This is a genomic window from Bacteroidota bacterium, assembly GCA_016213405.1.
Classification (GTDB): Bacteria; Bacteroidota; Bacteroidia; order Palsa-948; family Palsa-948; genus Palsa-948.
Genome location: JACRAM010000125.1, coordinates 60,057 through 86,389, shown reverse-complemented (window position 1 = coordinate 86,389; position 26,333 = coordinate 60,057). Strand labels below are relative to the sequence as shown.

Annotated in this window: 30 protein-coding genes; 13 read left to right on the top strand and 17 right to left on the bottom strand. The window is 39.7% G+C overall.

The window, feature by feature from the left end:
• Positions 1–13 precede the first annotated feature (13 nt).
• A complete protein-coding gene (gene purQ, locus HY841_15365) occupies positions 14–706 on the bottom strand; it encodes a phosphoribosylformylglycinamidine synthase subunit PurQ (GenBank protein MBI4932136.1) in 693 nt (230 codons plus the stop codon).
• Between the two features lie 8 nt (positions 707–714).
• Positions 715–1,701 (bottom strand): hypothetical protein, encoded by a 987-nt coding sequence (locus HY841_15360; GenBank protein MBI4932135.1) that lies wholly within the window; start codon positions 1,699–1,701, stop codon positions 715–717.
• Positions 1,702–1,744: 43 nt separating this feature from the next.
• Here HY841_15360 and HY841_15355 point away from each other — a divergent pair, with 43 nt between their 5' ends.
• Positions 1,745–1,939 carry a hypothetical protein gene (locus HY841_15355; GenBank protein ID MBI4932134.1) on the top strand — a complete coding sequence of 65 codons (195 nt, stop codon included), beginning with the start codon at positions 1,745–1,747 and terminating at the stop codon, positions 1,937–1,939.
• Positions 1,940–1,981: 42 nt separating this feature from the next.
• Here the strand turns inward: HY841_15355 and purD are convergent, their stop codons facing one another.
• The 6 genes from purD to HY841_15325 form a co-directional block, all read right to left on the bottom strand.
• The gene (gene purD / locus HY841_15350; protein MBI4932133.1) at positions 1,982–3,268 is read right to left on the bottom strand and encodes a phosphoribosylamine--glycine ligase; all 1,287 of its coding nucleotides are present in this window, start codon (positions 3,266–3,268) and stop codon (positions 1,982–1,984) included.
• Between the two features lie 85 nt (positions 3,269–3,353).
• Complete coding sequence (gene corA / locus HY841_15345) at positions 3,354–4,421, bottom strand: magnesium/cobalt transporter CorA (protein MBI4932132.1); 1,068 nt, start codon at positions 4,419–4,421, stop codon at positions 3,354–3,356.
• 230 nt (positions 4,422–4,651) lie between these two features.
• Positions 4,652–5,320: a 16S rRNA (cytidine(1402)-2'-O)-methyltransferase gene (gene rsmI / locus HY841_15340; protein ID MBI4932131.1), complete on the bottom strand. Its 669-nt coding sequence runs from the start codon at positions 5,318–5,320 to the stop codon at positions 4,652–4,654.
• Between the two features lie 15 nt (positions 5,321–5,335).
• Entirely contained in the window at positions 5,336–5,746 is a 411-nt protein-coding gene (locus HY841_15335; protein ID MBI4932130.1) for an endonuclease domain-containing protein, read from the bottom strand.
• A gap of 54 nt (positions 5,747–5,800) precedes the next feature.
• Complete coding sequence (locus tag HY841_15330; GenBank protein MBI4932129.1) at positions 5,801–7,045, bottom strand: M28 family peptidase; 1,245 nt, start codon at positions 7,043–7,045, stop codon at positions 5,801–5,803.
• Between the two features lie 17 nt (positions 7,046–7,062).
• Positions 7,063–7,659 carry a hypothetical protein gene (locus HY841_15325; protein MBI4932128.1) on the bottom strand — a complete coding sequence of 199 codons (597 nt, stop codon included), beginning with the start codon at positions 7,657–7,659 and terminating at the stop codon, positions 7,063–7,065.
• Positions 7,660–7,743: 84 nt separating this feature from the next.
• On the opposite strand from HY841_15325, the gene HY841_15320 reads away from it, so the two are divergent.
• From HY841_15320 to HY841_15310, 3 genes are all read left to right on the top strand, one after another.
• Entirely contained in the window at positions 7,744–8,313 is a 570-nt protein-coding gene (locus HY841_15320) for a thymidine kinase (protein MBI4932127.1), read from the top strand.
• Between the two features lie 64 nt (positions 8,314–8,377).
• Positions 8,378–8,839 carry an IS200/IS605 family transposase gene (gene tnpA / locus HY841_15315; GenBank protein MBI4932126.1) on the top strand — a complete coding sequence of 154 codons (462 nt, stop codon included), beginning with the start codon at positions 8,378–8,380 and terminating at the stop codon, positions 8,837–8,839.
• Positions 8,840–8,854: 15 nt separating this feature from the next.
• Positions 8,855–11,449: a bifunctional UDP-N-acetylmuramoyl-tripeptide:D-alanyl-D-alanine ligase/alanine racemase gene (locus tag HY841_15310; GenBank protein ID MBI4932125.1), complete on the top strand. Its 2,595-nt coding sequence runs from the start codon at positions 8,855–8,857 to the stop codon at positions 11,447–11,449.
• Positions 11,450–12,052: 603 nt separating this feature from the next.
• On the opposite strand, the gene HY841_15305 is transcribed toward HY841_15310, so the two are convergent.
• Complete coding sequence (locus HY841_15305; protein ID MBI4932124.1) at positions 12,053–13,024, bottom strand: ATP-binding cassette domain-containing protein; 972 nt, start codon at positions 13,022–13,024, stop codon at positions 12,053–12,055.
• A 172-nt stretch (positions 13,025–13,196) separates the two neighbouring features.
• On the opposite strand from HY841_15305, the gene HY841_15300 reads away from it, so the two are divergent.
• The gene (locus HY841_15300) at positions 13,197–13,952 is read left to right on the top strand and encodes a glycosyltransferase family 2 protein (GenBank protein ID MBI4932123.1); all 756 of its coding nucleotides are present in this window, start codon (positions 13,197–13,199) and stop codon (positions 13,950–13,952) included.
• A 7-nt stretch (positions 13,953–13,959) separates the two neighbouring features.
• Here the strand turns inward: HY841_15300 and HY841_15295 are convergent, their stop codons facing one another.
• The 6 genes from HY841_15295 to HY841_15270 form a co-directional block, all read right to left on the bottom strand.
• Complete coding sequence (locus HY841_15295) at positions 13,960–15,258, bottom strand: hypothetical protein (GenBank protein MBI4932122.1); 1,299 nt, start codon at positions 15,256–15,258, stop codon at positions 13,960–13,962.
• Between the two features lie 32 nt (positions 15,259–15,290).
• On the bottom strand, positions 15,291–16,868 hold the full coding sequence (locus tag HY841_15290; GenBank protein MBI4932121.1) for an O-antigen ligase family protein: 1,578 nt from the start codon (positions 16,866–16,868) through the stop codon (positions 15,291–15,293).
• A gap of 128 nt (positions 16,869–16,996) precedes the next feature.
• Positions 16,997–18,820, bottom strand: coding sequence for a S41 family peptidase (locus HY841_15285; GenBank protein MBI4932120.1), 1,824 nt, complete (start codon positions 18,818–18,820; stop codon positions 16,997–16,999).
• A gap of 34 nt (positions 18,821–18,854) precedes the next feature.
• Complete coding sequence (yidD, locus tag HY841_15280; GenBank protein ID MBI4932119.1) at positions 18,855–19,052, bottom strand: membrane protein insertion efficiency factor YidD; 198 nt, start codon at positions 19,050–19,052, stop codon at positions 18,855–18,857.
• 57 nt (positions 19,053–19,109) lie between these two features.
• Entirely contained in the window at positions 19,110–19,628 is a 519-nt protein-coding gene (gene rnpA / locus HY841_15275) for a ribonuclease P protein component (GenBank protein MBI4932118.1), read from the bottom strand.
• Between the two features lie 91 nt (positions 19,629–19,719).
• Positions 19,720–20,658 (bottom strand): carboxypeptidase regulatory-like domain-containing protein, encoded by a 939-nt coding sequence (locus HY841_15270; protein ID MBI4932117.1) that lies wholly within the window; start codon positions 20,656–20,658, stop codon positions 19,720–19,722.
• 637 nt (positions 20,659–21,295) lie between these two features.
• Here HY841_15270 and HY841_15265 point away from each other — a divergent pair.
• The 8 genes from HY841_15265 (at position 21,296) to HY841_15230 (ending at position 25,711) form a co-directional block, all read left to right on the top strand.
• A complete protein-coding gene (locus tag HY841_15265; protein MBI4932116.1) occupies positions 21,296–21,502 on the top strand; it encodes a hypothetical protein in 207 nt (68 codons plus the stop codon).
• 93 nt (positions 21,503–21,595) lie between these two features.
• Positions 21,596–21,808, top strand: a complete 213-nt coding sequence (locus HY841_15260; protein MBI4932115.1) for a hypothetical protein — start codon at positions 21,596–21,598, stop codon at positions 21,806–21,808.
• Between the two features lie 11 nt (positions 21,809–21,819).
• Positions 21,820–22,122 (top strand): hypothetical protein, encoded by a 303-nt coding sequence (locus HY841_15255; GenBank protein MBI4932114.1) that lies wholly within the window; start codon positions 21,820–21,822, stop codon positions 22,120–22,122.
• Positions 22,119–22,391 (top strand): hypothetical protein, encoded by a 273-nt coding sequence (locus tag HY841_15250; protein ID MBI4932113.1) that lies wholly within the window; start codon positions 22,119–22,121, stop codon positions 22,389–22,391. The genes HY841_15255 and HY841_15250 overlap by 4 nt, the downstream gene beginning before the upstream one ends.
• Positions 22,392–22,397: 6 nt before the next feature.
• On the top strand, positions 22,398–22,583 hold the full coding sequence (locus tag HY841_15245) for a hypothetical protein (protein ID MBI4932112.1): 186 nt from the start codon (positions 22,398–22,400) through the stop codon (positions 22,581–22,583).
• Between the two features lie 32 nt (positions 22,584–22,615).
• Complete coding sequence (locus HY841_15240) at positions 22,616–23,122, top strand: hypothetical protein (GenBank protein ID MBI4932111.1); 507 nt, start codon at positions 22,616–22,618, stop codon at positions 23,120–23,122.
• A 152-nt stretch (positions 23,123–23,274) separates the two neighbouring features.
• The gene (locus HY841_15235; GenBank protein MBI4932110.1) at positions 23,275–24,033 is read left to right on the top strand and encodes a T9SS type A sorting domain-containing protein; all 759 of its coding nucleotides are present in this window, start codon (positions 23,275–23,277) and stop codon (positions 24,031–24,033) included.
• An 82-nt stretch (positions 24,034–24,115) separates the two neighbouring features.
• Complete coding sequence (locus tag HY841_15230) at positions 24,116–25,711, top strand: T9SS type A sorting domain-containing protein (GenBank protein MBI4932109.1); 1,596 nt, start codon at positions 24,116–24,118, stop codon at positions 25,709–25,711.
• A 68-nt stretch (positions 25,712–25,779) separates the two neighbouring features.
• Here HY841_15230 and HY841_15225 read toward each other — a convergent pair whose 3' ends face one another.
• Positions 25,780–25,998, bottom strand: coding sequence for a DUF2283 domain-containing protein (locus tag HY841_15225; GenBank protein ID MBI4932108.1), 219 nt, complete (start codon positions 25,996–25,998; stop codon positions 25,780–25,782).
• 2 nt (positions 25,999–26,000) lie between these two features.
• Positions 26,001–26,234: a hypothetical protein gene (locus HY841_15220; GenBank protein ID MBI4932107.1), complete on the bottom strand. Its 234-nt coding sequence runs from the start codon at positions 26,232–26,234 to the stop codon at positions 26,001–26,003.
• Positions 26,235–26,333 lie beyond the last annotated feature (99 nt).

The following is a 26,333-nucleotide window of genomic DNA, read 5'->3' as shown; positions in this document are numbered from 1 at the left end:
AAAAAAATTAACATTACGCCTGCACCAAGCTCAGTATAGATTCAAACAAAAATTTTCCGTCAGTATTTCCAAGTTCAATGTCTGAGGCGCGCTCGGGATGAGGCATCATGCCGAAAACATTTTTCTTTTCGTTACAAACGCCTGCGATATTTTCTATTGAGCCATTGGGATTGGATTCATCGGTAATATTTCCTTGCTCATCGCAGTATCGAAAAAGAATTTGTCCACTTGCATTCATCTTTTTCAGTGATTCAGTGTCGTTGAAATAATTCCCTTCACCGTGCGCGATAGGAATTTTCAGGGCTTTGTCTTTTGGAATGGAAGAAGTAACAAGTGTATCGGTGTTCTGTGCTTTAATGAAAACATTTTTGCAATGAAATTTTCTGTCTGAGTTATGAAGAAGTGCGCCTGGAAGCAATCTCGCTTCACATAAAATCTGGAAACCGTTGCACACGCCAAATACATATCCGCCTTTATCGGCAAACTCCTGCACCTTCTCCATAATAGGAGAAAAACGAGCTATCGCTCCCGAGCGCAAATAATCTCCGTAAGAGAATCCGCCCGGAAGAATCACCATATCGCAGTTCTGAAGGTTTGTTTCTTTGTGCCAGAGTTCAACTACATCCTGCCTCATGATTTTCCGCAAGACATAAATCATATCCTGATCGCAGTTAGAACCCGGGAATATTACAACGCCAAATTTCATAGACAAATTTAATTAATAAACTGGTTGAGAAATACAGAAATAATTAACAATAAAAAAAGTAAATCAGCCATCCATTGTTTCTTGACAAACAAAAGAAAACTTGAAAAGAAAACCGTGAACGGAACAGAAAGAAAGGAAAGATAGGCGATTGAATAGGCGGGTGCAATAAAAATGGAAACAAATGCAAGTAGGAAAAAATACATCAACAGAAAAAGATTGCTTCGCGTGCGCACCGTTCCTTTGCTGAGATCGGAAAGGAATCTGCCTGATGAAAAAAATAAAGCAAGAAGAAGAATTCCTATCTGCGTATATTCCGCATAAGAAAAATTCAAAGAGTTGAAAGATTTTTTAGGAGTAATCAGTGTATAGTATACCGCATCATATTCAAGCGCATCCAGTTTGCCGTTCCAGAAATAATAGAAGAAAATAAAAATCCATGGAACGATTAATCCTATAAATGAAATCACCCATTCGCGCCAAATGAAAGGGCGTAGGAGGAGGAGTCCAATCCAGAGAAGAAGGATAAAAACAATAGAAGGAATGTAAAACATAGCGCTAAGAGAAATGAATAATCCCGTGTCAAATGCCTGCGCATAGGAAGTTTCTTTTTTATACGACTGCATCAGTGTGTGAAGTGCAAAGAGCATGAAAAGATTTGTAATGACAATTGGGTGAAGAGAAAACATCTCGGGCTGAAGACTCATGAGTACCATATAAACCAGTGCTGGAAGAAAAGAATTGGAATTTATAATTTCGTTTTTCTGAATAATGTAGTTGATGAGAAGAGCTTCGCAAAAAATGAGTATGAATGAAATCAGCGTGATGAGAAAAGGAAATCCTTCAATTCCTGTGATGATTAGTTTGTAGAGCGGTGCAGAATGTTCTGTGAGTGGAACCACAGGATGAAAAAATCCGTAAGCCCACAGCGCAATCAGTGCAATCGGGAGGACGACTACAGAAAGGGATCGGTTGTGTTTTATAAATCCTATTAGCATGTTTCAGGAATCTTTTTACATTTGTTCATCTAATCCTATTACTATGTTACTATTTACATGGACTGGTTTGATGACAAAATTTCAACATTGTTTTGAGTGGTCATTTCGCATGATGGATGGTCCGAACCGCAACATGAATATTTGTTTCATCGTCATAGGAGCAATTGGCGCTATTTACTGGCTTACCCGGCAAACTAAGTACAATCAAGAAGCAGAGCAGAACGGAACTATTAAATAAAGAACTCAAGCCCATCCTAAATCCTTCCCAAAGGGAAGGACTTTAAATCAAATCCTTTCCAATATCCTTGCGATAGTACTTTCCTTCATAGTTTATTGCTTCGGCATTTGCAAAACTTTTTTGTAATGCTTCTTCCATTGTGTTTCCGTAAGAAGTAATTGCAATTACTCTTCCCCCGTTTGTTACAATTTGGGGTTGGGAGTTGGGAGTTGGGAGTTCGGATGTGCCTGCGTGAAAGGGAATGGAATCTTTTACTGATTCTAATCCGATAATTACTTTTCCTTTTTCATAATCTCCAGGATAACCGCCTGAGACAAGCATTACTGTTACGGCAGTGCGTTCGTCAAATTCAATTTTCATTTTGTCTAAAGTTTGATTAGCGACTGCTTCAAACAAATTTAAGATGTCAGATTTAATTCTTGGAAGAACCACTTCTGTTTCAGGATCGCCCATGCGACAGTTGTATTCGATTACGAAAGGTTCATCACCAACTTTAATTAGCCCGATGAAAATGAAGCCCTTGTAAACTATATTTTCTTTTTTCAGACCTTCAACAGTTGGAATGATGATTTGCTCTTCCACTTTTTTCATAAAGACCTCATCGGCAAAGGGAACAGGAGAAACTGCGCCCATGCCACCTGTGTTCAAACCTGTATCGCCTTCTCCTATACGTTTGTAATCTTTTGCTTCGGGAAGAATTTTATAACTCTTTCCATCTGAAAGGACAAAAACTGAAAGCTCAATGCCTTTCAGAAATTCTTCAATCACGACTTTGGCACTTGAAGCACCAAATCTCCCTCCTAACATTTCTTCGAGTTCTTTTTTTGCTTCTTCAATAGTGCTTGGAATAACCACGCCTTTTCCGGCTGCAAGTCCGTCTGCTTTGAGAACGTAAGGTGGGGAAAGTGTTTCAAGAAAAGAAAAAGCTTCCGAAATAGTTTCTTTGGTGAAGGTTTGATATTTAGCAGTGGGAATTCCGTACTTTATCATGAACTGTTTGGAGAAATCTTTGCTTCCTTCAAGTTGCGCGCCATCTTTTTGAGGACCAATGACAGGAATGTTTTTCAATTCATCATCCGCAAGAAAAAAATCGTGAATGCCTTTCACCAGCGGTTCTTCGGGACCGACAACTACCATATTTATTTTATTCTCAAGAACAAATTTTTTGATGGAAGGAAAATCAGCAGGGGAAATGTTTACATTTTCTCCGTAATCAGAAGTGCCTGCGTTGCCGGGTGCAATAAAGAGAGAGCCCAGTTTTTCACTTTGTGCCATTTTCCATGCAAGGGCGTGTTCGCGTCCGCCTGATCCTAATAAGAAAACGTTCATATAAAATTATTTTGGATTCAAATTTAGAAATGTATTTCTCGTAAAGACACGAGTTTAAGCAAGAAGTTTTACACGCACTAATTCATCACAACCACTTTCGTTTCTTGAAATAGAAAACCATTCCTACGGCAATGCCGATCATGACTGCCCAGAGGATGATGTAACCGTAACGGGTGTGGAGTTCGGGCATGTTGTAGGGAGATATTTGGGTGTTGAAGTTCATGCCGTAAACTCCAACGATGAAGCTGAGCGGAATGAAGATGGTGGTGATGATGGTGAGCACTTTCATGATTTCGTTCATGCGGTTGCTCACGCTGGAGAGGTAAATATCCATCATGCCGGAGAGCAGGTCGCGAAAGGTTTCTACGGTGTCTATCACGCGGATGGTGTGGTCGTAAAGGTCGCGCAGAAAAAGGCGCGTGGCTTTTTTGATGAGCTTGCTTTCGCAGCGCTCGAAGTTGTTGATGAGTTCGCGCATGGGCCACACGGCTTTGCGGAGGAAAATCATTTCGCGCTTCATGGCGTGCAGGTGCTTCATGGTTTTTTTGGATGGGTCGCGGATGAGTTCTTCTTCGAGTACTTCGATGCGGTCGCCAATTTTTTCGAGGATTACAAAATATAAATCTACCACTGCGTCAATCAAACAATAGGCGAGATAATCAGCTCCCATTTTCCGTACTCTCCCTTTCCCCTGACGAATGCGTGTGCGGATGATGTCGAACGCGTCTCCGCCATCGGCTTCCTGAAAAGAGAGAACGGAATTGTTGTCGAGAAGAATGACGGACAACTGCTCGGAATGAATTTCGCCTGTGTACGAAATCATTTTCATGATGCTGGCGAGGTAGGTTTCATAATCTTCAAACTTGGGGCGCTGTTCATGGCTGGCAATGTCTTCGAGCGTGAGGGAGTGAATGCCGAACTTTTCGCCAATCTTCTGAATGAGTTCGGTGTTGTGAATGCCGTCCACATTTATCCACGAAACTTTATCCGCAACCGTTTGCGAAAGGCATTCGTCCACATCGTAAAATTCTTTTTCAAACAACTCTTTTTCGTTGAACTGCATGAGCGTGATTTTTACTTTGGCGGTTTGCTCATCGCCTGAGTAAACCACGGTGCCGGGGGGAAGACCGATTGTGTCAATAGCGGGGGACATCTACGAATACGAATTTTTACGAATGTACGAATGAAGAAAATGAAAATGAAAAGTTCAGCAATGAGTTGCGAACTGATAATTGTTAATTTAGTTTGGGCGCGCCACCGCGAGGCGCGCTGTCGGGCTATCCGCTACAATCTTTTTGCGCCTTTGTCAGTTCGAGTAGCGAAGCGTATCGAGAACTCTGGCGCAAAAAGGATTTCCGCTACTATCCCTCGCGCAAAAGAAAATTATTTCCCTTCCACCACAATCACAATCTCTCCCTTCACGGTTTTGCCGGAAAAATATTCTTTCAGTTCAGCAAGCGTTCCGCGTTTGGTTTCTTCAAACATTTTGCTGAGTTCGCGCGAAACGCTGGCTCTGCGTTCGCCACCAAAAACCTCCGCGAATTCTTCTAATGCTTTTACTAATCTAAAAGGGGATTCATAAAATATCATCGTGCGCTCTTCTTCTTTCAGTGATTCAAGTTTTGTCTTACGTCCTTTTTTCTGAGGGAGAAAGCCATTGAACACAAATGAGTCGCTTGGCAATCCGCTGTTTACCAGCGCGGGTACAAAAGCTGTCGCGCCCGGCAGACAGTCCACTTCAATTCCATTTTTGATGCACTCGCGCACGAGCAAAAAGCCGGGGTCAGAGATGGATGGTGTACCAGCATCACTCACAAGAGCAACGGTTTCTCCGTTTTTAATTTGCTCCACAATCTGCTTAACCATTTTATGTTCGTTGTGCAAATGGTGCGACTGTAATTTATTTTCAATCGAAAAATGTTTCAGTAAATTTCCCGTGTTGCGTGTGTCTTCTGCCAAAATAACTTTCACTTCTTTCAAAATGCGGAGCGCACGAATGGTGATGTCTTCGAGGTTGCCGATGGGGGTTGGGACTATGAAGAGTTTGCTCATTTGGATTTCTCCCCCTTATAAAGGGGGAAGCGAAGCAGGGGGATTTGTATTTTGATTTTCCTCAATCCAAGTTTCAATTGCTCTCACCACATTCAACATATCTTTTTTGCATTGCTGTTCAATGAATCTCAAAACACTCAATCCCATTTCATTTAAGTCTTTATCTCGTTTCAAATCTTTTTTTGTTTTAAACTGATGACTATATCCGTCCACTTCAATCACCAAATTTAATTTTTTACAGTAGAAGTCAACGATATAATCTCCCAAAGGTTTTTGTCGGTTGAATTTGTGGCCAAGCATTTTTCCTGCTTTAAGTTGATTCCAGAGAAGAATTTCTCCGAGAGTGCTGTTGTTTCTAAGTTCTCTGGAAAGTAATTTGTGGTCTTTATCATATTCAATGTAACCTATTTTCTTTTTTGCTTTCATTTGAGTCCAGAATCCCCCGCCACTTCGTGTGCGCCCCCTTTATAAGGGGGAAATTCATTTCTGCAAATAATCTGTGAACTGCAAAAGTAAATTATATACTTCTTCAAACTTAGTCAAAGGAAGAGTTTCCGGTCTGTCATAAATATCGTGATACGCTTTGATGCCTCCGAGCGTGTAGATAAAAAAAGTCTTCACGCCTGCTTCCTCGAAAAAATAATGGTCGCTATTCGCAGCTTTGCCACGAGGAGAAACAACAGGTAATAGATTTTTCTCCGAATTTATTTTTACGAGTTCATCAAATTCTTTTTTATGCTCAGTGGCGTTCACCACTTTAATGCCTTCATCGCCCGTGCCCATGATATCCATGTTCACGAGGAATTTTATCTGCTTGAGCGGAAACAGCGGGTGCTCAACATAATATTTTGAGCCGAGCAAACCGACTTCCTCTCCTCCAAATGCCATGAACGCAACAGAATATTTTGGCGGATGCTGTGAATAATATTTTGCAAGATTGAGCAGCATGGCACAACCGCTGGCGTTGTCATTTGCTCCGGGGAAGTACACATCTTTTCCCATTTGTCCGAGATGGTCATAATGCGCAGAGAAGACAATAAATGAATCGGGATATTGGATGCCTTTGATATAGCCGAGAATGTTTTGGGATTGGTAGTTGGGGTAATACTTATAATCTATTTTAATTGAAATTTTTCTAGGAGTGTTTTTTATTACATCTTTTTTTATTTCAAAGATTGTCCAATCTCTTTCGCTATTTTCTTTCATATATTCAAAACCCCAAGTTAATTTTGTTTTTATATCCAAAATAACACGAGAATCAACTTCATGTACTGCACCGGAATCAACAATAAAAGCAAATTTTTTCTCTAATTTATTTTGTGATTTCTTACCTACTTTATCCCAATAACTATCACCCTTATTTAAATAAATTATCTTTCTAGTTAAGTAAGGGCTTTTGCCTATAGACTTTACGATAAAATCTTTTCCTGGAATTAATATTTGCTTATCAAGTTTAACTTCCATATTTCCTGGAAATGTATACATCGGAAAAGAAAACCTCTGCTCAAACTCTTTCCCAATCGGTTTCAATCCAAACTTTTCAAATTCTTTTTTGATGTAATCGGCTGCAATGCTGTCTCCTTTGTTCACATAACCGCGACCATGCATGGTGGGAGAAGCAAGAGTATCAACTATTTGATGAGCGTACTTGAGAACTTCTGATTGAGAAAAAGTAAAGTGAGAAATTAAAATACTGAAGACAAATGGCAGAATACGATTTTTCATTTCGTATTTTTTAGGGATTAAGCAAAGCGCCTTTCAACCAGCTCCTTAAAATTATCCGCAATGTGGTTATCGGGTTTCCACTTATAGATTTCTTTCAGGTTGGCAATGTAGAATTCGGCTTCAGTGTTGGAAGAGAAACTATTTATCTGGTCAACGGCTACAGTATATTCTTTCATGTTGCCGTCAAACAATTCATTGATGAACTGAAACTTTTCATTGATTCCGATCACTGATTTGAGGTCAGTAATTTTATTGTGCTGGAGTTTCTCTACAACGCTTTCATCAATTTTTTTCTTCGCTGTGGTGACCTTTGGAGTTTCGATTTTTGGAGCAGGCGGGGCAGTTTCAATTTTTTCTGGTTCTGCAGGCAACGTAGATGAAAATAAATCAAGAGGTTCTGTATTTTCTTTTTCAGTTTTATCCTCAGCCACAACCACTTCCTTTGTCTCCTTTATTTCTCCATTCGTTTTCACTTCTTCGGGCAAGTGTTTAAGCAGAATCACCATTTCATAGAGATGTGAGACATCCGTCAGCAAAGAATCAGCGTCAGAAGTGTTGGTTCGTATGCGTTCGGCAAGATCTTGAATTTCTTTTATGAGGTGCTCTCTTTCCATTTAAAGTGTGAACGCTTTTTGTTTAGATTTGTTGTGATAAAAATACGATAAAGTTTAATCCAATAAATTCTTCTTTCTCCCATCATGTTTCCTGAAAATCATACCAACCCGCGCAAAGGATGGATTGAGGTCATCAGCGGAAGTATGTTTTCCGGCAAGACGGAAGAACTCATCCGCAGAATCAGGCGCGCGCAGATTGCGAAACAGAAAGTAGAGATCTACAAACCTATTATCGATAATCGATACTCAAAAGAAAAAGTGGTGTCGCACGATGCCAATGAAATTCATTCCGTGCCGGTTGCTTCTTCTTCAGAAATTTTGAAACGAATGAAAGATGCAGATGTGATTGCGATTGACGAAGTTCAGTTTTTTGATTTAGGTGTTGTGGATGTCTGCGTTACGCTGGCGAATAAAGGAATTCGTGTTATCACAGCAGGGCTTGATAAAGATTATCTGGGAAAACCTTTCGGACCGATGCCCGCGCTGATGGCGAGTGCGGAATACGTGACGAAAGTTCACGCAGTATGCATGCGTTGCGGTGCGCTCGCGAATTTTTCTCATCGCATTTCAGAAGATGATTCGTTGATTGTGCTCGGAGAAAAAAATAATTACGAGCCGTTGTGCCGGGAATGTTTTAATAAATCAGCTCCGTAGGAACGAACTATTTATAAAAAAGGAATTCAAAAGAAAATGTAGTCCCGTATGGACGACCTGTAAAATGCCGAACACATACACGCAAATTTATATTCACATTGTTTTTACAGTTCAGGGAAGACAAAACCTGATTTCAGAATCTCATCGAGAGGAATTGCAGAAATATATTACAGGAATAGTTCAGAACCGTGAACAAAAATTAATTGCCATTTATTGCATGCCCGACCACATTCATATTTTTGTAGGATTTAAACCCGTGATGAGCATTTCGGATTTGGTTCGTGAAATAAAAGCAGTGTCTTCAAAATTTATCAATGATAAAAGATGGATTAAAGGCAAATTCAACTGGCAGGAAGGTTATGGAGCTTTTTCTCATTCACATTCTCAGATTGATTCTGTTGTGAAGTATATTCGCAATCAGAAAGAACATCATGGAGCGAAATCATTTAAGGAAGAATATTTGGAAATGCTGAACAACAATGATGTGAAATATGATGATAAATATTTATTTGAATGGATAGAATAACAACAGGTCGTCCCGATGGGACTCCAATTGGATACATTCGTTTTTCTACAAACAGTTCGTCCCTATGGGACGAAACGAAAAAATAAAAACTTGTATTACTTCGCAAAAGATATAGCAAGAATTCTTGGAGGAACGTTCAGCGGAAATGGAAATCCTGATGCACAGATTCGTCATTTGCTGATTGACAGCCGGAGCATTTCCTCTCCTGAAACTTCCCTCTTCTTCGCGCTAAAAAGCGAGCGCAATGACGGACATAAATTTATTGGTGACGCCTACAAGAAACGAGTTCGGAACTTTGTTGTGGCTTCGCTCCCTTCTCCTGTAGGAGAAGAGCGAGGGGATGAGGTCTATCCGGAAGCGAATTTCATTCTTGTAAAAGATACTTTATCCGCGCTTCAGCATTTGTCGGCAAATCATCGAAAGAAATTTAACATTCCAGTTATCGGAATTACCGGAAGCAACGGAAAAACGATTGTCAAGGAATGGCTTTATCATCTTTTGCAGGAAGATAAAAGCGTGGTGCGAAGCCCGAAAAGTTATAATTCCCAGGTAGGAGTTCCGCTTTCGGTCTGGCTTACGAGCGAGGAACACAACATCGCCCTCTTTGAAGCGGGAATTTCCAAGCCTGATGAAATGGAAAACCTGGAGCCGATAATCTCTCCAACTGTCGGGCTCTTAACAAATATCGGGCAGGCGCACGATGAAAATTTTCTGAATCCGAAACAAAAAATTCGCGAGAAGCTGAAACTGTTTGTGCACTCAAATACTTTGATTTATAACCGTGACAATCTCGAGCTCAACGAAGAAATTATTTCCAACCCTGTCATCAAAAAAATAAATCTCTTTACATGGTCCAGAAAATCAAAAGCGAATCTTCAGGTAGGAAAAGTTACCAAAGATGGAAGTGAAACCGAACTTCAGGGTGTTTATAACAATGAGTTCATCCGGATCAGAATTCCTTTTACGGATGAAGCCAGCATTGAGAATGCCATTCATTGCTGGGCGGTGATGCTGCTTCTTGGCTATCAGAATAAAATTATTGCCGAACGAATGACTCGCCTGAGTCCCGTTGCAATGCGACTGGAACTGAAAGAAGGAATTAATAATTGTTCTGTCATCAACGACAGCTACAATTCTGATTTAGGTTCGCTTGCTATTGCACTGGATTTTCTGAATCAGCAAAAGCAATATCCCAAGCGCACTTTAATTCTATCGGATATTTTTCAAAGCGGAAAAAATGAAGATGAACTTTACAAAGAAGTAGCGCAACTTGTAAAAGAAAAAGGTATCAATAAGATTTTCGGAATCGGTGAAGCAATTTCCCGACAGCAAAAACAATTTGAAACAGAGAAAATATTTTTCAAAACAACGGATGAATTTCTTTCACAGTACAGCGGAAATTTATTTTCCAACGAAACTATTCTGCTAAAAGGCGCACGAGCATTTAGTTTCGAAAAGATATCGCAGGTTCTTCAGCAGAAAGCGCACGAAACCGTTCTTGAAATAAATCTCAACGCACTCATTCACAACCTGAATTATTATCGCTCCAAACTCGCGCCCGGAACGCAGATGATGGCGATGGTGAAGGCATTCTCCTATGGAAGCGGAGGTTTTGAGATTGCGAATATTCTTCAGCACCATCATGTGGATTATCTCGCGGTGGCATATGCCGATGAAGGAATTGAACTTCACAAAGCAGGAATCACCGTGCCGATTATGGTGATGAATCCCGAAGAAGCGAGTTATGACGCAATGATTAAAAATGATTTGGAGCCTGAAATTTTTTCTTTTCGCGTGCTGAAACTTTTTGAAGACGCAGTAAGCCGTTCAGGAAGAAAAGATTCTCCGTACCCGATACATTTGAAATTAGACACAGGAATGCACCGCCTCGGCTTCGAAGAAAAAGAAGTGAACGAACTCGCAGTGAGAATCGGCAACAGCAAATTTCTGGAAGTGCGCTCGGTATTTTCTCATCTCGCAGGAAGCGATGAATCCGCACACGATGAATTCACGCGTCAGCAAATAAAAAAATTCGGAGAGATGAGCGAAGTGATTCGTTCGCGGTTTGATTACCCCATTCTTCGTCACATATTAAATTCTGCAGGCATAGTACGCTTTCCGGGCGCGCAATTTGAAATGGTTCGGCTCGGAATCGGTTTATACGGAATTGGTGCCAACGAAACCGAGCAGGCGCAACTGAAAAATGTTTCCACGCTTAAGACAACCATTTCGCAGATAAAAAATATTCCCGCAGGAGAATCGGTGGGTTACAGCCGGAAATTCATAGCGAAAAAAGAAATGCGCATCGCCACCGTTCCCATCGGCTACGCAGACGGGCTCAGCAGGCGCCTCAGCAACGGAAAAGGAAAAATGATTATCGTCCCGAAGGGATCCATTCGGACAGGCAAGCCCGCGCCCATTACCGGAAATGTTTGCATGGACATGTGCATGCTCGATATTTCCGCCATTCAATGCTCCGAGGGAGATGAAGTAATTGTTTTCGGTGAGCAAAATCCCATCTCGCTCATCGCAAAAGATATGGACACAATCCCCTACGAAGTGTTCACCGGAATTTCACGAAGAGTGAAGCGCGTTTATTTTCACGAGTAAATATTTGTTGTACAGATAACAGATTTATACAGATTTACAAATGGCTGTTATCTGAAAATCTGAAAAGTATCCGTTATCTGTACCCCATTGTATTTTTATTTGGGCGTTCCCGCGAAGCGCGGTCGCGCTTTCCGTTCCAATCTTTTTTGCGAAGCGCAAAAAAGGATTTTCACTGCAATCGCTAACGCAAACAGCCAACATGTCACTCCTACGGAGTTAGAATGATGATGAAACTTTTTTCTATAATCAGACCACCCCTTCGGGGTTAACTTGAATTGAAAAATATTTTTGTATTGAACCCCAAAGGGGTGAACTATTTATAGAAGCACAGATAAATAGAAATTAAAACTCCGTAGGAGTGACATGTGATTAGTTTACCCCTCACGCAAACAGCCAATTGATATTATCCTGGCCATATGCCTTTATTGCTTTCATAATATTTAATATTTCGTTCCTTATTTATCTCATCTTGGCGGTCAACACATCCTTTTTCAGATGTTTTAATAACATATGAAACTATTATTCCCCAAAAGAAGGGAATAAGAACTATCAATACTGAATAAACTAAATAGATTACTACTATGACCCAAACTAATCTCATAATTAATATTTCACAACAAATTTGTATAGATTAAAATCCTTCTTCTTCATTTCCTTTTCAATCTCTTTCTGCAATTTTTTCTTGTCCACATCTTTCATTCGCTTGTTCCGTATTAGTTTAAATGCTTTTTCTGTCACGAGAAATAATTTTTTGTCGTTGCTGTGGCTGGCGTGTTCGTCAATCTTATTTATAATTTCTTCAATTCCCTTTTCTTCGGTTGCTACTGCTTTTATTACAGGAGTTGTCCAGTTACTTTTTTCTCTGCTGTGAACTAACTGCTCCACATTTTTTGCAAACCCTTCCGCATTCGGCTGGTCGCTTTTGTTAATCACAAAAATATCCCCTATCTCCATAATGCCTGATTTCAGCGTTTGCACTTCATCTCCATAGCCGGGCACGAGAACCAGAACGGTGGTATCGGCAAGCCCTGCAATTTCTACTTCGCTTTGTCCAACCCCAACGGTTTCTATAAATACATAATCAAATGCCCCCTCTAACTCCCCCCAAGGGGGAGAACTTGCGCGTGCAACTCCCTTCCCTTGGGGAAGGGTTAGGGATGGGCTACCGAACGCTCTCAGGACATCTATCACCTCAATTGTTTTTGCTGAAAGTCCGCCCAGCGAACCGCGTGTAGCCAGCGAGCGAATGAATACTTTTTCATTCGTGAAATGCTCAGCCATTCTTAACCTGTCGCAAAGCAAAGAGCCGTAATTGAAAGGAGAAGTCGGGTCAATGGCAATCACCCCGATTCTTTTTCCTTTATCTGTAAGTTTTTTGAGAATTGCATTGATGAGCGTGCTTTTGCCTGCACCCGGAGGTCCGGTAATTCCAACAACAGGAACATTTTTTATTTTCAGCGAGGATAATATTTCTTCGTAGCCGTCCGTTTCATTCTCAACAATGGAAATAATTCGTGCAAGCGCTTTTATATCGCCTGATTCAAATTTCTTTAGGATGTCTTTCGTTTCGGACATATTCAAAGGTAAATAATTGTTCGTCATTGTGGTTCATGGTGGACTTTGCGGGCTGTATCTTCGTGTTCTTTGCGGTTAATGTATTTAACATCCTTAACCGCAAAGGTCGCAGAGGAAAGACACACAAAGAGCGCAGAGAACAGCCAAAGGATGAGAATTGTAACTTTGCCCCATGATTCAGCTCTCTGTTGTCATAATCACATTCAACGAAGAAAAAAACATCAATCGTTGTCTGGATTCTGTGAAAGATATTTCGGATGACATTATAGTTGTTGATTCTTTTTCTACAGACAGAACGGAAGAAATCTGTAAATCAAAAGGAGCACGTTTTGTCCAGCATAAATTTGAAGGATATATTGAACAAAAGAATTGGGCAATCACTCAGGCAAAATTCCCTTACGTACTTTCCCTTGATGCTGATGAAGCGCTTTCGGATGAATTGAAAAAATCTATTCTTGAAGCAAAGCAAAATTGGAAATATGATGGTTATTATACCAATCGTCTCACCAACTATTGCGGACAATGGATTCATCACTGTGGCTGGTATCCTGACAAAAAACTTCGCTTGTTTGATTTGCGAAGAGGAAAATGGGGTGGAGTGAACCCACATGATAAATATGAATTGATTGATGGTGATAAATCTGTCGGAATGCTGAAAGGAGATATTTTACATTACAGTTATTATTCTGTTGAAGAACATTACAGGCAAGCAGAAAAGTTTGCGGATATTTCTGCGAATGAACTGAAAAAGCAAGGCATGAAAATATTATTTCCTATGATTTATCTTAAATCGGCATTCAAGTTTTTCAGAAATTATATATTAAACCTTGGATTCCTCGATGGCAGATATGGATATATTATTTGCAGGCTTACTGCATGGGAGACTTACCTGAAGTACTCAAAGCTTTATAGTCTTAATAATAAGTGATATTGTTTCAATACCCATAGCCCCAATCATCGGCTCTGCGTTTACCGAGAATTTTATAATCTTTTTTGTCAAAGGCTTCTTTAACTAATTTTCTGTTTATGTATAATGACCTGATAGTATAATTATTCAAAGCTAAACCAATATGAAATAAAAATCCTGCAATAAGGATGGTCAGCAATAATTTTTTCATTTCCGGTTTGCGCTCTAGCAGCCATTCATAACAATAAAAAGAATATAACATAACTAAAGGCAGCAGCAGATAGAATGTATGTGAGGACGGACCTTTGATGGAGAAAAAGAAACTCAGGAAAAGAAGCAGGCAGGTAAGTGCATTGATCCATTTAATCGCTTTCCATCCTTCCGATTTGTTTTTTAAAAAGAAACAGGTGATGAAAAATATTACCTGTAACCAGCCAATTACAAGAAGAAACAGTGCAAACGGGCTCATCCATATTTCGGATTTGATAACCTCTAATCTTGCAGGAGTGTTTCCGCCTAGCATATAGGGAACTTCATAAGCTGCAAAAGATAAATATCTTGTAATAATGGTGATGATATTTTTGATATTATCCAGATTAAAGACAATATTTTTTTCTGTTCCACCGCTTGCAGCAACAGTATGATTCATTAAAGTAGGAAGAAGTGTTAGCAATCCGAGAATAAAACCTAAACAATAAAATCCACAACGATTTAATATCCTGAATTTATCTTCTTTCATTCTAAAATAAAACGCAGCAGCAGTCAGAGGCAATAACAATACCCATGATAAATGTAATTGCATGATACAGGTTGTGGTTAATCCCATTAAGAATGCACAGAGATTAAGGTGAAGCAGTCTGCTTTTATAAACAGGAAACATTTCAAAAAAGCCGATGAAGAATAGAATGGAAAAGGGCAGAACATAAGATGGATTGACCACTCTTGTGCTGTAACACATCACCCATGGCGCTGTCAATACCCATATCCATATAAACCAATAGGGAACAATTTTTATCCTTTTAGAAATATACCATGCCAGAAAACACAGAGTGGAAAATGACAGGATGTTCAGAAAAATAATTGGCGATTCAGGCTCATGTACAATGAACAGTGGTATGGCAACAAGCAAGGCTTGCAAGGCGCCCGGAATTTGTGTGTTGGTATAAACCAGATCAGGACCAAAATAAGGCCAGGCTCCTGTTGTATAATATTTTAAGCCAATAAGATAAATCTGCAACTCGTCTTCAAACCAAAATTCATTGCACAAACCATACATAGTGCGTAGAATAAAAAGCAAGAGCAGAACCAGTATAAATCTTTTTTGCATGGTTGAAATAAGCTATTGCATTTTAATTTGTATTAAGATTCCGGATTAACTACTGTCTTTTCACGGCAGAACAGAAATAGCGAATTGAAAAAAGCGAAGAAGGTGGCTCCTGCCTGGCTTTCCAGCGTATCTTCTGTCAGCATCGAAAGAAAAGCAATTATGAAAAATGTAACATAGAGATAATCTTTGTAATTTCTTTCTTTAATAAGCGGATAAAATAAAGAAATCAAAAACCACATTATTCCAATAATGCCGAAAGCAACACCGATGGCAAGAAACTGGTTGTGAGAACGCAAGCGCCATTCTTTTGTTAAGGGAGAATTCATTTTGTTATATTGATCTGCAAACGCAATATCCGCATCTCCTGTTCCGACACCAAATAAAATATTTTTCTTTATGATTCCGATGGATGCTTTCCAGAATTCAAAGCGCTGAATGACTGAATGACCGCTTGGGTTTCCTCCTTTTAAGAATATATTAAACTCCCAGATTATTTTTTCAACCCTTGCTTTAGGATTAAATAGTCCTATGTAATTGACATTCGGAATTCCTTTTTCAATGGATTGAATTTCTTTTTCAGAAAGAGTGTTCACTCCTTCTGAATCTTTTGCCAACCCTTTCGATGCGAGAAAGCGGATGAGCGTGTATTTGATTTCATTTCTCTGCAAATCTTTTTCGCCATAACCAATCCTGCTTTTTTTATTCCATTCATCAGCAAGTTCTTTCTCGCAAACATTCAGCCATACATAATTTCCGTTTTCGGTTTCTTTGCTGATGGTGTCATGTGAATATGAATTTCCGTTTTTTGTAAGAAGAGGAAGCTGTTTTGTTTCACTAAGAGATTTTGAAACATCTTTTGAAGCAGATAAATAACTGTTTCCGAAATAAGCGGCAGGCAGAATTAAAATTGCAATTAAGGCAAGTTTAACAACGATTTTTTTCGAAGTAAAAATGAAATAAAGAATAAGCAGAACTGAAATTACTGCAGTGCAGACTAATCCGGTGGCCGATTCCATCATCAGAAGAAACAGAATTAACCAGACCATCAGCGCAGGAATAATTATTTTGAGAATCAGAATTTTTTTCGTAAAGAAAAAATAGGCAAGAATAAAAATGGACAAGCTTATCAATAACCCAAACCGTATATGAGAAATAAAAACGGATGCCTGCTGCGGCTGAAGAATTTGTTTGTGCGTATATCCAAGTAAAACATAAAAACAAACCAGCGATGCAGTAATTACAGAAAGGACAAAAAACGATAAAACATTTTCAAGCATTTTCTTTGAGAGCGGAGCAGAGGTTGAAAAAATGAGTGGCAGCAGCAGGAGCGGAATTTTCTTTTGCACATCTTCTAATCCGTATGTAAAATCGGTTGTATAGGAAAGCCCAATCACGTGAAGAATAAAAACAGAACTGAGAACCAGGGCGGTTTTATTTTTCAGGAACCGTATCAGTTTGGAGGGCAGGTCTCCTCCCAATAACCAGGAGGCGAGTAAAATAATCTGAGCGTTGCTCATTAAAAACTTTGACCAGGGAAGAGAAACAGCAAGAAGAAAAACTCCGAATAAATAGGCGTAGGAAGAATATTTTTTCAGGGAAGTTTTATACATAGGGATTAACCGGGATGCTTTCTGAACGCAAAGAGGTTCAGATTATTTGTGTAAAAATAAAAAATCCCCCTCTGATACTTCAGAGAGGGATGAAAATGTTTTCAGCAAATACGGTGCTATTCGCCTTTTTACTTAGGAGATTTGCTATCCTCCGGTTTCTTTTCGTCTTTGGAATCTTTTTTAGGTTCCACTACATTTGCTCCTCCAAACTCATCTTCATCATCAGGAGGATTTGCTTTTGCCTGCACATCGCCCGGTTTTCCAATCACTTTGTACTGACCTTTGCCGGAGAGTATGGACTCATAAAGAGATTTATCATTCAGCAGTTTTACCGCTTCTTTCAATTCATTGTCATCGCGCAGCGAAGATTCGAGGCGCCCGCGCTGGTAGTAATAACGCGAAGCAATTTCTTCTTCCAGAAAATCTTTTATTTCGGGCTTATACTTTGCGAGGTCTTCTTTTTTGTTTGCTTTTATTTTATCCTTCAGGTTGTCATATTCAACTTTGATGCTTTCAAAATACTTTTCGGTTTCCGTGTTTTTCTTCAGTTCGTCAAGAGATTTTTCGCTCTTGGTGGTATACTCATAGGTTTTATCCGAGAGGTATTTGATAAAATCATTGTATTCAACTTCCGTAAGAGAAAAATCTTTTGATGCTGCAATAGAAGTATGAGCCAAACGGTATTTTGTAGCGTAATCGAAAACATGATTTTTAGAAATGATGGCTCCTGTTATGAGGGCATAGGACCTTGGCTCAAGTTTTACATCAGGAAAAATTCCGCTTCCATCATAAACGCTTCTGCCGTTTTTAGTTTTGAATTCACGGATGAGCGAGTCGGGAACGTGCTCGGCTTTTCCTAAATTATTTTTATGAAAGTAATCCAGTTCCTGAATGCACCTGCCGCTGGGCGTGTAGTATTTTGCAGTGGTAACTTTCATTTGTGTTCCGTAAGAAAGCTGGATGGTTTGTTGCACTAATCCCTTTCCGAATGAGCGCTGCCCGAGAATCACGCCTCTGTCTAAATCCTGAATGGAGCCGCTTACAATTTCAGAAGCGGAAGCAGAATTTTTATTAACGAGCATCACCATCGGCATGGCAGTGTCAACGGGGGCATACATGGCTTTGTGGCTGCGGTTCATTTCTTTCACTTTCCCTTTTTGCTCAACAATGGTCTGGTCTTTATTTACGAACGTATTTACAATGTCAACCGATTCTTTCAGGAGTCCGCCCCCGTTATCGCGCAGATCAAAAATCAATGCTTTGATGTGATTTTTTTCTTTCAGTTCCAGAAAGGCGGTTTTAACTTCCTTTGCCGCATTTTCAGTGAAGCCGGTGAGTTTGATATATCCAACAGTTCCATCACCCACCACTCCGTAATAAGGAACGTTTTTGATTTTAATATCTTCTCTCACGAGCGTTACTTCAAAGGGCTTTTTCTCTCCTTCGCGCTCAATTAAAACTTTTACGGAGGTGGCTGCCTGTCCTTTCAGCAGTTTGCTCACCTCAGCAGTATTTTTTCCTTTGATGGGCTTGCCGTCAATTTCCGTTATCACATCGCCCGACATCAGCCCTGCTTTTTGTGCGGGGAAACCTTCATACGGTTCTCCAATCATAACGTAATCTCCTTTCTGACGGATGAGCGAACCGATGCCGCCATACTGACCGGTCACCATCATTTTATAATCTTCAATATCGGACTCGGCATAAAATTCAGTGTACGGGTCAAGCGTGTTGAGCATTTCATCAATTCCTTTTTTGATGAGGTCGCCCGGCTTGATGTCATCTACATAATAGGTGTTGAGTTCGCGCAGCAGCGTGGCGAAGATGTCGAGGTTCTTTGACAGTTCAAAATAATTGTCAACGAATCCGAAGGAGAAAATAGTTGCGCAGGAAACAGAAACAATGAGGACAAATTTCCTTGCGCGTTTCAGAAGTGTTTGTGTGAGTTTCATATTTTATTAGTCATTAGTCATTAGTCATTGGTCATTAGGGAACAGGATCATATCCGTGTCCGCCCCAGGGATGGCAGGAGCAAACTCTTTTCATGGTGAGCCAGCTTCCTTTGAAGCCGCCATGTTTTTGTATGGCTTCCATTCCGTATTGCGAACAAGTGGGCTGGTATCTGCATGAATTTCCGATGAAGGGTGATAAAGTTATTTTATACAACTTAATAAAGGTAACCATTATTGTGCCGATTATCTTGCTCACTCTGTTAATTTATGTTAACGATGCAGGATGAAATTATTTTATTGACTCAACCAGTTTTTGTAAAGATACAAGCATTTTCTTTTCTATCTCGCTGTAGGGCAGCTCCGTTTTTTCAGTGTAAATAATCATCAGCGCAATAGATAGATTCTTTTTTTGTGGGTTTCCATACCTTCGGTATAATACTTCATAAACCCCGTTGGACATTTTTTTTTGTCCCTCGGGGTAAAGCAGGTGCTTGTTTTTTCGGTACGCTTCGCGGATTCTTCTTTTAATCCGGTTGCGCTGAACGGCTTTTGAGAATGATTTTTTGGGAACGGAGATGCCGAGTTTCAAATTCCAAGTTTCAAATTCCAAGCTCCAAATTCCAAGGGAACAGCCGATACTGGCTGCTTCTTTGGACTTTGGACTTTGGACTTGATGCTTGGGGCTTGCTATTTCTATCCACACCCATCTGAAGGGAGGAACCACTATGCTTTTGCCTGATTTGAAGAGTTGGTCAAACGTTTTTTTGTTTGTGAGGCGTTCTGCTTTTTTGAAGGTGTGGCGGGGCATCATGCAAAAATACAAAAGCCGACCAACTCGATTAGTTGGCTTTTGTAATTACCACCCCTGTGTCCCCTCCTTAAAAAAAGGAGGGGAGTTTTTATGCATTTGGAATCATAGTTGCATTTCGGGTGATGGACGTTCCGGGGTCAAAACTGAGATCGGTGAATGTTTGTGTTTGCAGAGTATTTTTTTCAAGGATGGCGGAATAGTTTCCGCTGGCAAATCCGGAGATGTTGTATTTGCCTTCTGCATCGGTGAAAACGGTTTGGCCGAGTTCGGGAATGGTTACGCGAACACCTTCTTCAGGAGTCTGGGCAATGCCTTTAACGCATCTGCCTTTGAGAGTGCAATCACCGGGGGCGCTGATGATGCCGAGAGTGTGAGTGAACGTGAAGTGGTTTTTGACTGCATCGTTTGTACGGAAGATTTGCTGACCATCGAGGAGCATTTTCATGAGTTTGTCAAACACGTTATTGTTTGCATCTACTTTTGCCTGAGTTGAAACAGGCTCATCGGTTTCGGCATCGAGAAATTGATTGTAAGTAAGTTCGAAATTAGTTTTTGCGGTATTGAATGTTGTTTGAAATGCGGGAGGCATATTGTTGCCTGCGGTGAGGTCGGCAAAATGGTTTGCAATGAAAGTTAATCCATCATTCATTAATCCCTGAAGAGATTCCCAATCGTGCTGACGGGCGGGTTCGTATAACTCGGAACCGGCTGCCTGAAGTTTTGTAATCTGCAGTTCTTCGGTGAAGGCATCGGCAATGTATCTTTTTAAATCTTGCCAGCGGTTGAGGGCAGTTTCCGCTTTTTGATTGAGGGTGATGTGAAGGGTTTCTGCGGCTTCGCCCCGCACCTGCTCATCGGGGATCGCCTGTGCTGCATCTATTTCAGCGAGGCGCGCGTTTGCGTAGGGTACATTGTAAAACCCTTTGAACGCGTTAAATTGTGAAATGAAGGCGATGAATTTTCTCCAGGAGAACCTGGCTGCTGCGTACAGTTCTAACTGCTTGCAGTGGTAGTTTTGGTTTGACATAACTTTTCTTTTTTAATTGTTAGTGTTAAATGAACTTTAAAAAAAGAGTAGTTGTTATGTCATGTTTTCTATTGATTGTTTATTATTGATTATTGTCTGTTGGTGTATGGTATTGCAAAGAGTGTGCCAGAAAAAATTATTAAGGGAAAACAAGATGCCCGAACCCTAAAGGGAGAAAATTTTACTATGCTTTGCGTTACGGTATAGGATTTCGGCTTTACACTATAGGATTTCGGTGTTACGGTGCCATATTGCGGCTTTACAGAATGGGATTTGGGTATTACGATGCGGGATTGCGGCTTTACGCTGCTGGATTTCGGTGTTCAGATATGGGATTTCGGATTTCAGATGCCGGCTCAATACGTTCATATGCCGGGTTTAGGTATTACGGAATGGGATTACGACTTTACTGAATGAACACAAGGCGTTCAGGCGGTGACTATCGGCTGGCAGGTGAGGGAAACTGTGCAATATTCATCAGTATGTTCCCAAAGCGGAGAGACATTGCCGGGAAGGAAGGGTGAAAAATCATAAGCAGAGCTTACGAATTACTTTCCCACGAAGGAAAGACCTTCGCGGGTACGGGGTTTGAGTTGATAGGAAAAGTAATAAAGAAACTTTTAAAAAAGAAAAGACCATGAGCAAATATTATGTAAACACACACGCGCAAGCCAATGGAGACCATGAAGTGCATAAAGAAGGATGCGCCTGGATGCCGCATGAAAATCATAAGAGATATCTGGGAGATTTTTTAAACTGTCAGGATGCAGTGCGCGAAGCAAAAAAAATATTTGCACAAAGCAACGGCTGTTATTACTGTTCGAGAGAATGTAATACAGGATGAAACGAATGTAGAAGATAGGATAAAGGATTTAAAATAAAAAAATGGCGGAAGCCGAAAAGCCAAAAGAGAGTAGGCAAAATAAAAATAAAAGTTATGGCAAAATTTATTGAATTAGACCATTATGATATTATGGCTAACAGACCAGGAGGAAAACGAACAATTAATGTTGATCAAATAAGAGAATTAACAGGTCCCTATACTTCAGGAAATATTAGTGTTATAAGAGTGCATTTATGGGACAAAGATTTTATTGATGTTCGTGAAACTCTCCATGTAGTAAAAGACAAAATAGAAACTTGTCGCTAATAATTTAATCTATGAAATATTTTAAACCAGATAAAGTAACAAGTCCAAGTGACTATGTTGAAAATGTCCAAGTGATTTATGATGGAGGAAAGGACTCTTTTTCTTTGGCAAAGATTATTTGGGAAGGAACAGAATGTTTTGCTATAAGATGGAATGTGGCAAGACGCGAATGGGATGATTTAGAAAAACAGAATGGAAAAAAAATGTGTGTGGGAATGCCTTCTTCACATGGGTATCCTGTTTGGTTTGTCTTGCCTAATGACTTATTAAATGCAGATTCTGAAATTCAAAAACTAATTAAAAAGCATATATGAAAAAACTTTGGCACGAACATAAAGAAAAATTTTTCTCTGCATTGTTTGATGCGCTTGGCAAAGCATCGGCAGGAATAATAATAATTCTCGCTCTTTCAAAAATAGTTCCGTCCATTGATGGCAATCGAATAGCAAATCTTGCCGAGACATATATAAAAACGCAAGGTGAAATGGGCAAGCAAATGTTAGAAGAAATAAAAGAGCAACATCACCACGATACTTTAACTGTAAAAAAATCTGAAGTGATAAAACCATCAAGTAAAAAATAAAAAGCCATGACAGCAAAAAAGAAAAGCAACTTCTTCGATAGCTTTTGGCAAGCGATGGGTAATTACGCTGGTGTCAAAGCAGCGACCATAGCCTTTGCAATTCTATTTGGAGGAGGATTTATAATTAAATCCTGTAACGATCCGACAATTACACCTCCTACACATGGCGGTGTAACAGTTCGAAATAAATAAATCAAAAAACAATATCAACTAAAACCGCAACAATGAAATCAAAACTACTTTTTGTGTTTACTATAATTACAGCACTAGTAACATCCATCGGATGCAAAAAAAAAGAAGGACCCGCAGGAGCAGCGGGAAAGGATGCGAATGTAAAAGCTCAAACTTTTTCAGTAACAAGCTGGGCGTATTCTTCACCTTCTTATTATGCTAATTATTCCGATGCAGATATAACTTCTACTGTTCAAAATTCAGGTACGGTTGATTTGTTTTTCAGCTCTAATGGAGGAACAACATGGCGAGCGTTGCCTTTTACACAATATATTGGAACTAGCGATTATTATTGGGGTTATAATACTTCTGTTGGCAATGTTCAACCCACATGGACATATAGTTCTTCGCTATCCTCGGGTTCTGACCCTAATACAGTATATGGAGTAACTGCTATGTTTAAAGTTGTTTGTGTTTCAGCAGGAGCAAGAAAAGCAAATCCTGATTTAGATTGGAGTAATTATAATGAGGTAAAAACAAGATTTCATCTCGCTGATTAAAATATTTTTTCAAATTAAAATATAGTAACAATAAACACAACTAAAACCAAAACAACCAAAAAAAACAAAACTAACACCGCCCTGTAAATAACAAGGTTATTATACAGGCAGAATGTAACCTTTTATGTTTAACTTCGTAATACAAATCGAAAATGAAAACAATTATTTTAACAAAAGCGGTTGTTGTCATAGTGGCGATGACGCTAAACACGAATTTTATATTTGGACAAGGTTCGTGTAGTGCAACAGCAGGTGCGGATGCCGGACCGGATAAAGTTTACTCAACAGGCCCTTGCTGCACGCCTCCTACAATTGGCGGAACAACATCACTTGGCTGCGCTGGGGGCAACCAGGCATGCGGACCCTGTCAGATAAGTTATTCATGGCTGCCTACTACAGGATTAAGCAATCCGAATATTTGCAATCCAACTGCTACACCTTCTGCAACAACAAATTATACTTTAACTGTAACTTATACCTGCGGTCATGTTAGTACTTGTCCGGGTGCTGGAGGACCCTACGATTGTTGCCTTGATGGATGCAGCGGCAGCACCTGTACCACATCACCCTATTGTTCCGGAACACAAAACAGAACAGATGTAGTAAAAGTAACTAAAAGTACTCAGACTTGCTGCGCGCGCCTAAATCCCGACAGGCAGCCGGAAATAAACGATGTAAAAACAAAACTCTATCCGAACCCTAATCCCGGGGTTTTTACTCTTGAAGTAGAAGATATATTGCCGAATATGACAATTCATGTTTACAATATGCAGGGTGAATCAGTATGGGGCGAAACTAATGTGGAAACCAAACAAATCATTGACATTTCAAAAGAGAGCAAAGGTGTTTATTATCTTGAAATGAAAAGCAATGAAAAAGTTCTGTTTTACAAAAAAATAATTGTTCAATAAAGTATTTACAAAGCGAGGCAATTTCAAAAATAAAATTGCCTCGCTTTGTATTATCTTTATCATATCTTATTATCAAATAAAAATGAAAGCAATAAATAAAATATTATTTTTTCTATTTCTATCTTTTTATCTTCATGCTTATTCCCAACAAATAAAATTTCAAAAAACATTCGGAACTTCAGCGTATGATGGTGTGGGAGGCCCTCCTACTCCTGATGGAGGGTATATTATGAGCGGAGGCATTATGGTGCCTCCCATCATTATACAAAATTTTATTATGAAAACAGATTTTATAGGTGACAGCCTTTGGACAAAAACGTATGAAAGCCCTAATCCGAATCTTAAATCAAACTTAGGTGTATTTCTTTCTAAAGATGGAGGGTATTTCATTCCGGTTGGTTTTTTTATTGGTGGAAATATTGGCCAGCCGGACCATTACTGTTTAATAAAAACCGATTCAAACGGAGATACGGTTTGGGCGAAAAGGGTTGTTCCGGGAAATGTTATGTATGAAAATGCAGATGGAACTTATACAGTGATGGCTGGAATGCATGATCTCTGGAAAGTTGATTCCGGTTTTAACAACATTCTTTTTGGAAAGAAATATTATGGATACTCCCAGATGAAATGGATGGAACCAACTGAAGATGGAGGATATATTATATACGGAAATTCTCAGGTTTATGCCTCTGGCGGAGCGGGTGATAGGGATTTGTATGTTGTAAAAACTGATTCGATGGGTTCTGTTCAATGGTCACATTCTTATGGTACAACTAATATGGAATACCTCGCTTGGGGAAATAAATGCATTCAGCAAACCAATGACAAAGGATATATTTTTACTGGTACTACTGATGTGGCGTCTATACCATATATTCTTGTTGTAAAAATTGATTCCTCCGGAAATTTACAATGGTCAAAAACTTACGGAGGAGGAGTTGGAGGAGTAGATCTGGGAGTTAACATCAGACAGGTTGTAGGAGCAATAGGGTATATTCTTCTGGGAATAACACGCGGTGTTGAAACAGTTCAATCTGATAATAGAACCTTGTTAGCAAGGCTGGATGGTACTGGAAATCTTACATGGGCAAAAATGTATGGCTCTGTTGCAACTAATCCACTTGGAAATGATTGGGCTAGCATTGTAGAAAATACAAACAATGGTGGTTTTGTGTTATCAGGCGGCACTGAAACTATGGGTGCAGGAGATTGGGATGGCTGGCTTATAAAAACAGATGTGAACGGAGTGAGCGGCTGCAATGAAATTAGTACTTCGCCAACAGTATTAGTACCTAACATTATTGTAGGAGCAGGAGGAATAGATTCTTCCGAAACACCCGGCATCATTACCAATGAAGGTCCGCTCGTTATAGGTACATGGCAAATGCCTGATTCTTTTCTTTGTTCATCCATTATCACTGGAGTAAATGAATATGGTTTAGAAAATTTAATTTCTCTTTACCCCAATCCCACCAGCGGGCTGTTTTCGGTTTCTGGTTTACAGTCTACAGTTTACGGTTTAGAAATATACAATGTATTTGGAGAATGTATTCATCAGCATATCAGCACATCCGCACATCAGCAAATTGATTTGCGCGAAGCGCCTGATGGTATTTATTTTGTAAAGATTGAAACCGAGCAGGGAATGATTTCAAAGAAGGTGGTGGTGATGAGGTAACCACCTTTAGGATAAATCCCGACCAACTGGGGAAAGATGGAGGTTGGTAAATAAAAACATGAAAAAATTTACGAGGCGATTTTGGTAATGGGTGTAGGCAGAGCAATCATTTCCATACTTGTAAGATCTAATTTTTCTGAAGCATGCTGAATATCAACGCCTGCAATATTGCCTTCTTTATCAAAGTCAATCACCACTCCTTCTCTTACTTCTTCTGATTCCACGCTGGGCTTTGCGCTAAAATCAATATAGAGTGAATCGGTATCTGAATAATAATGGAGTTTCATATTTATTTTAATTTAAAATTTCTGTCAATGAATGCATTGTGTATGGTTTCGCCATCTTCTAAAACAACAATCCGAAGAAACCTATCAAGTTCAGGAATAAAACCCCAATAGCGGATTCTTCCATCGGGTTGTGTTTCTTTCCTTGCCGGGCTTTTCATTACTTGTATGCACCATTCTCGTTTAATATAAGTTCTTTTTCTCAGAACTTGTTCTTCAAAATACCTTGTTGTCTTCAACGGTTGAATTTACTTTCTACACAAAGATACAAATAATCACGAAGGAATTTATTTTATAAAGATAGAAACCGTGCAAGATATAGTGAGCAGGCGGGTATC

Coding starts and splice junctions, on each gene's coding strand:
- purQ (MBI4932136.1), bottom strand. CDS start 706: ATGAAATTTGGCGTTGTAATATTCCCGGGTTCTAACTGCGATCAGGAT.
- HY841_15360 (MBI4932135.1), bottom strand. CDS start 1,701: ATGCTAATAGGATTTATAAAACACAACCGATCCCTTTCTGTAGTCGTC.
- HY841_15355 (MBI4932134.1), top strand. CDS start 1,745: ATGTTACTATTTACATGGACTGGTTTGATGACAAAATTTCAACATTGT.
- purD (MBI4932133.1), bottom strand. CDS start 3,268: ATGAACGTTTTCTTATTAGGATCAGGCGGACGCGAACACGCCCTTGCA.
- corA (MBI4932132.1), bottom strand. CDS start 4,421: ATGTCCCCCGCTATTGACACAATCGGTCTTCCCCCCGGCACCGTGGTT.
- rsmI (MBI4932131.1), bottom strand. CDS start 5,320: ATGAGCAAACTCTTCATAGTCCCAACCCCCATCGGCAACCTCGAAGAC.
- HY841_15335 (MBI4932130.1), bottom strand. CDS start 5,746: ATGAAAGCAAAAAAGAAAATAGGTTACATTGAATATGATAAAGACCAC.
- HY841_15330 (MBI4932129.1), bottom strand. CDS start 7,045: ATGAAAAATCGTATTCTGCCATTTGTCTTCAGTATTTTAATTTCTCAC.
- HY841_15325 (MBI4932128.1), bottom strand. CDS start 7,659: ATGGAAAGAGAGCACCTCATAAAAGAAATTCAAGATCTTGCCGAACGC.
- HY841_15320 (MBI4932127.1), top strand. CDS start 7,744: ATGTTTCCTGAAAATCATACCAACCCGCGCAAAGGATGGATTGAGGTC.
- tnpA (MBI4932126.1), top strand. CDS start 8,378: ATGCCGAACACATACACGCAAATTTATATTCACATTGTTTTTACAGTT.
- HY841_15310 (MBI4932125.1), top strand. CDS start 8,855: ATGGGACTCCAATTGGATACATTCGTTTTTCTACAAACAGTTCGTCCC.
- HY841_15305 (MBI4932124.1), bottom strand. CDS start 13,024: ATGTCCGAAACGAAAGACATCCTAAAGAAATTTGAATCAGGCGATATA.
- HY841_15300 (MBI4932123.1), top strand. CDS start 13,197: ATGATTCAGCTCTCTGTTGTCATAATCACATTCAACGAAGAAAAAAAC.
- HY841_15295 (MBI4932122.1), bottom strand. CDS start 15,258: ATGCAAAAAAGATTTATACTGGTTCTGCTCTTGCTTTTTATTCTACGC.
- HY841_15290 (MBI4932121.1), bottom strand. CDS start 16,868: ATGTATAAAACTTCCCTGAAAAAATATTCTTCCTACGCCTATTTATTC.
- HY841_15285 (MBI4932120.1), bottom strand. CDS start 18,820: ATGAAACTCACACAAACACTTCTGAAACGCGCAAGGAAATTTGTCCTC.
- yidD (MBI4932119.1), bottom strand. CDS start 19,052: ATGGTTACCTTTATTAAGTTGTATAAAATAACTTTATCACCCTTCATC.
- rnpA (MBI4932118.1), bottom strand. CDS start 19,628: ATGCCCCGCCACACCTTCAAAAAAGCAGAACGCCTCACAAACAAAAAA.
- HY841_15270 (MBI4932117.1), bottom strand. CDS start 20,658: ATGTCAAACCAAAACTACCACTGCAAGCAGTTAGAACTGTACGCAGCA.
- HY841_15265 (MBI4932116.1), top strand. CDS start 21,296: ATGAGCAAATATTATGTAAACACACACGCGCAAGCCAATGGAGACCAT.
- HY841_15260 (MBI4932115.1), top strand. CDS start 21,596: ATGGCAAAATTTATTGAATTAGACCATTATGATATTATGGCTAACAGA.
- HY841_15255 (MBI4932114.1), top strand. CDS start 21,820: ATGAAATATTTTAAACCAGATAAAGTAACAAGTCCAAGTGACTATGTT.
- HY841_15250 (MBI4932113.1), top strand. CDS start 22,119: ATGAAAAAACTTTGGCACGAACATAAAGAAAAATTTTTCTCTGCATTG.
- HY841_15245 (MBI4932112.1), top strand. CDS start 22,398: ATGACAGCAAAAAAGAAAAGCAACTTCTTCGATAGCTTTTGGCAAGCG.
- HY841_15240 (MBI4932111.1), top strand. CDS start 22,616: ATGAAATCAAAACTACTTTTTGTGTTTACTATAATTACAGCACTAGTA.
- HY841_15235 (MBI4932110.1), top strand. CDS start 23,275: ATGAAAACAATTATTTTAACAAAAGCGGTTGTTGTCATAGTGGCGATG.
- HY841_15230 (MBI4932109.1), top strand. CDS start 24,116: ATGAAAGCAATAAATAAAATATTATTTTTTCTATTTCTATCTTTTTAT.
- HY841_15225 (MBI4932108.1), bottom strand. CDS start 25,998: ATGAAACTCCATTATTATTCAGATACCGATTCACTCTATATTGATTTT.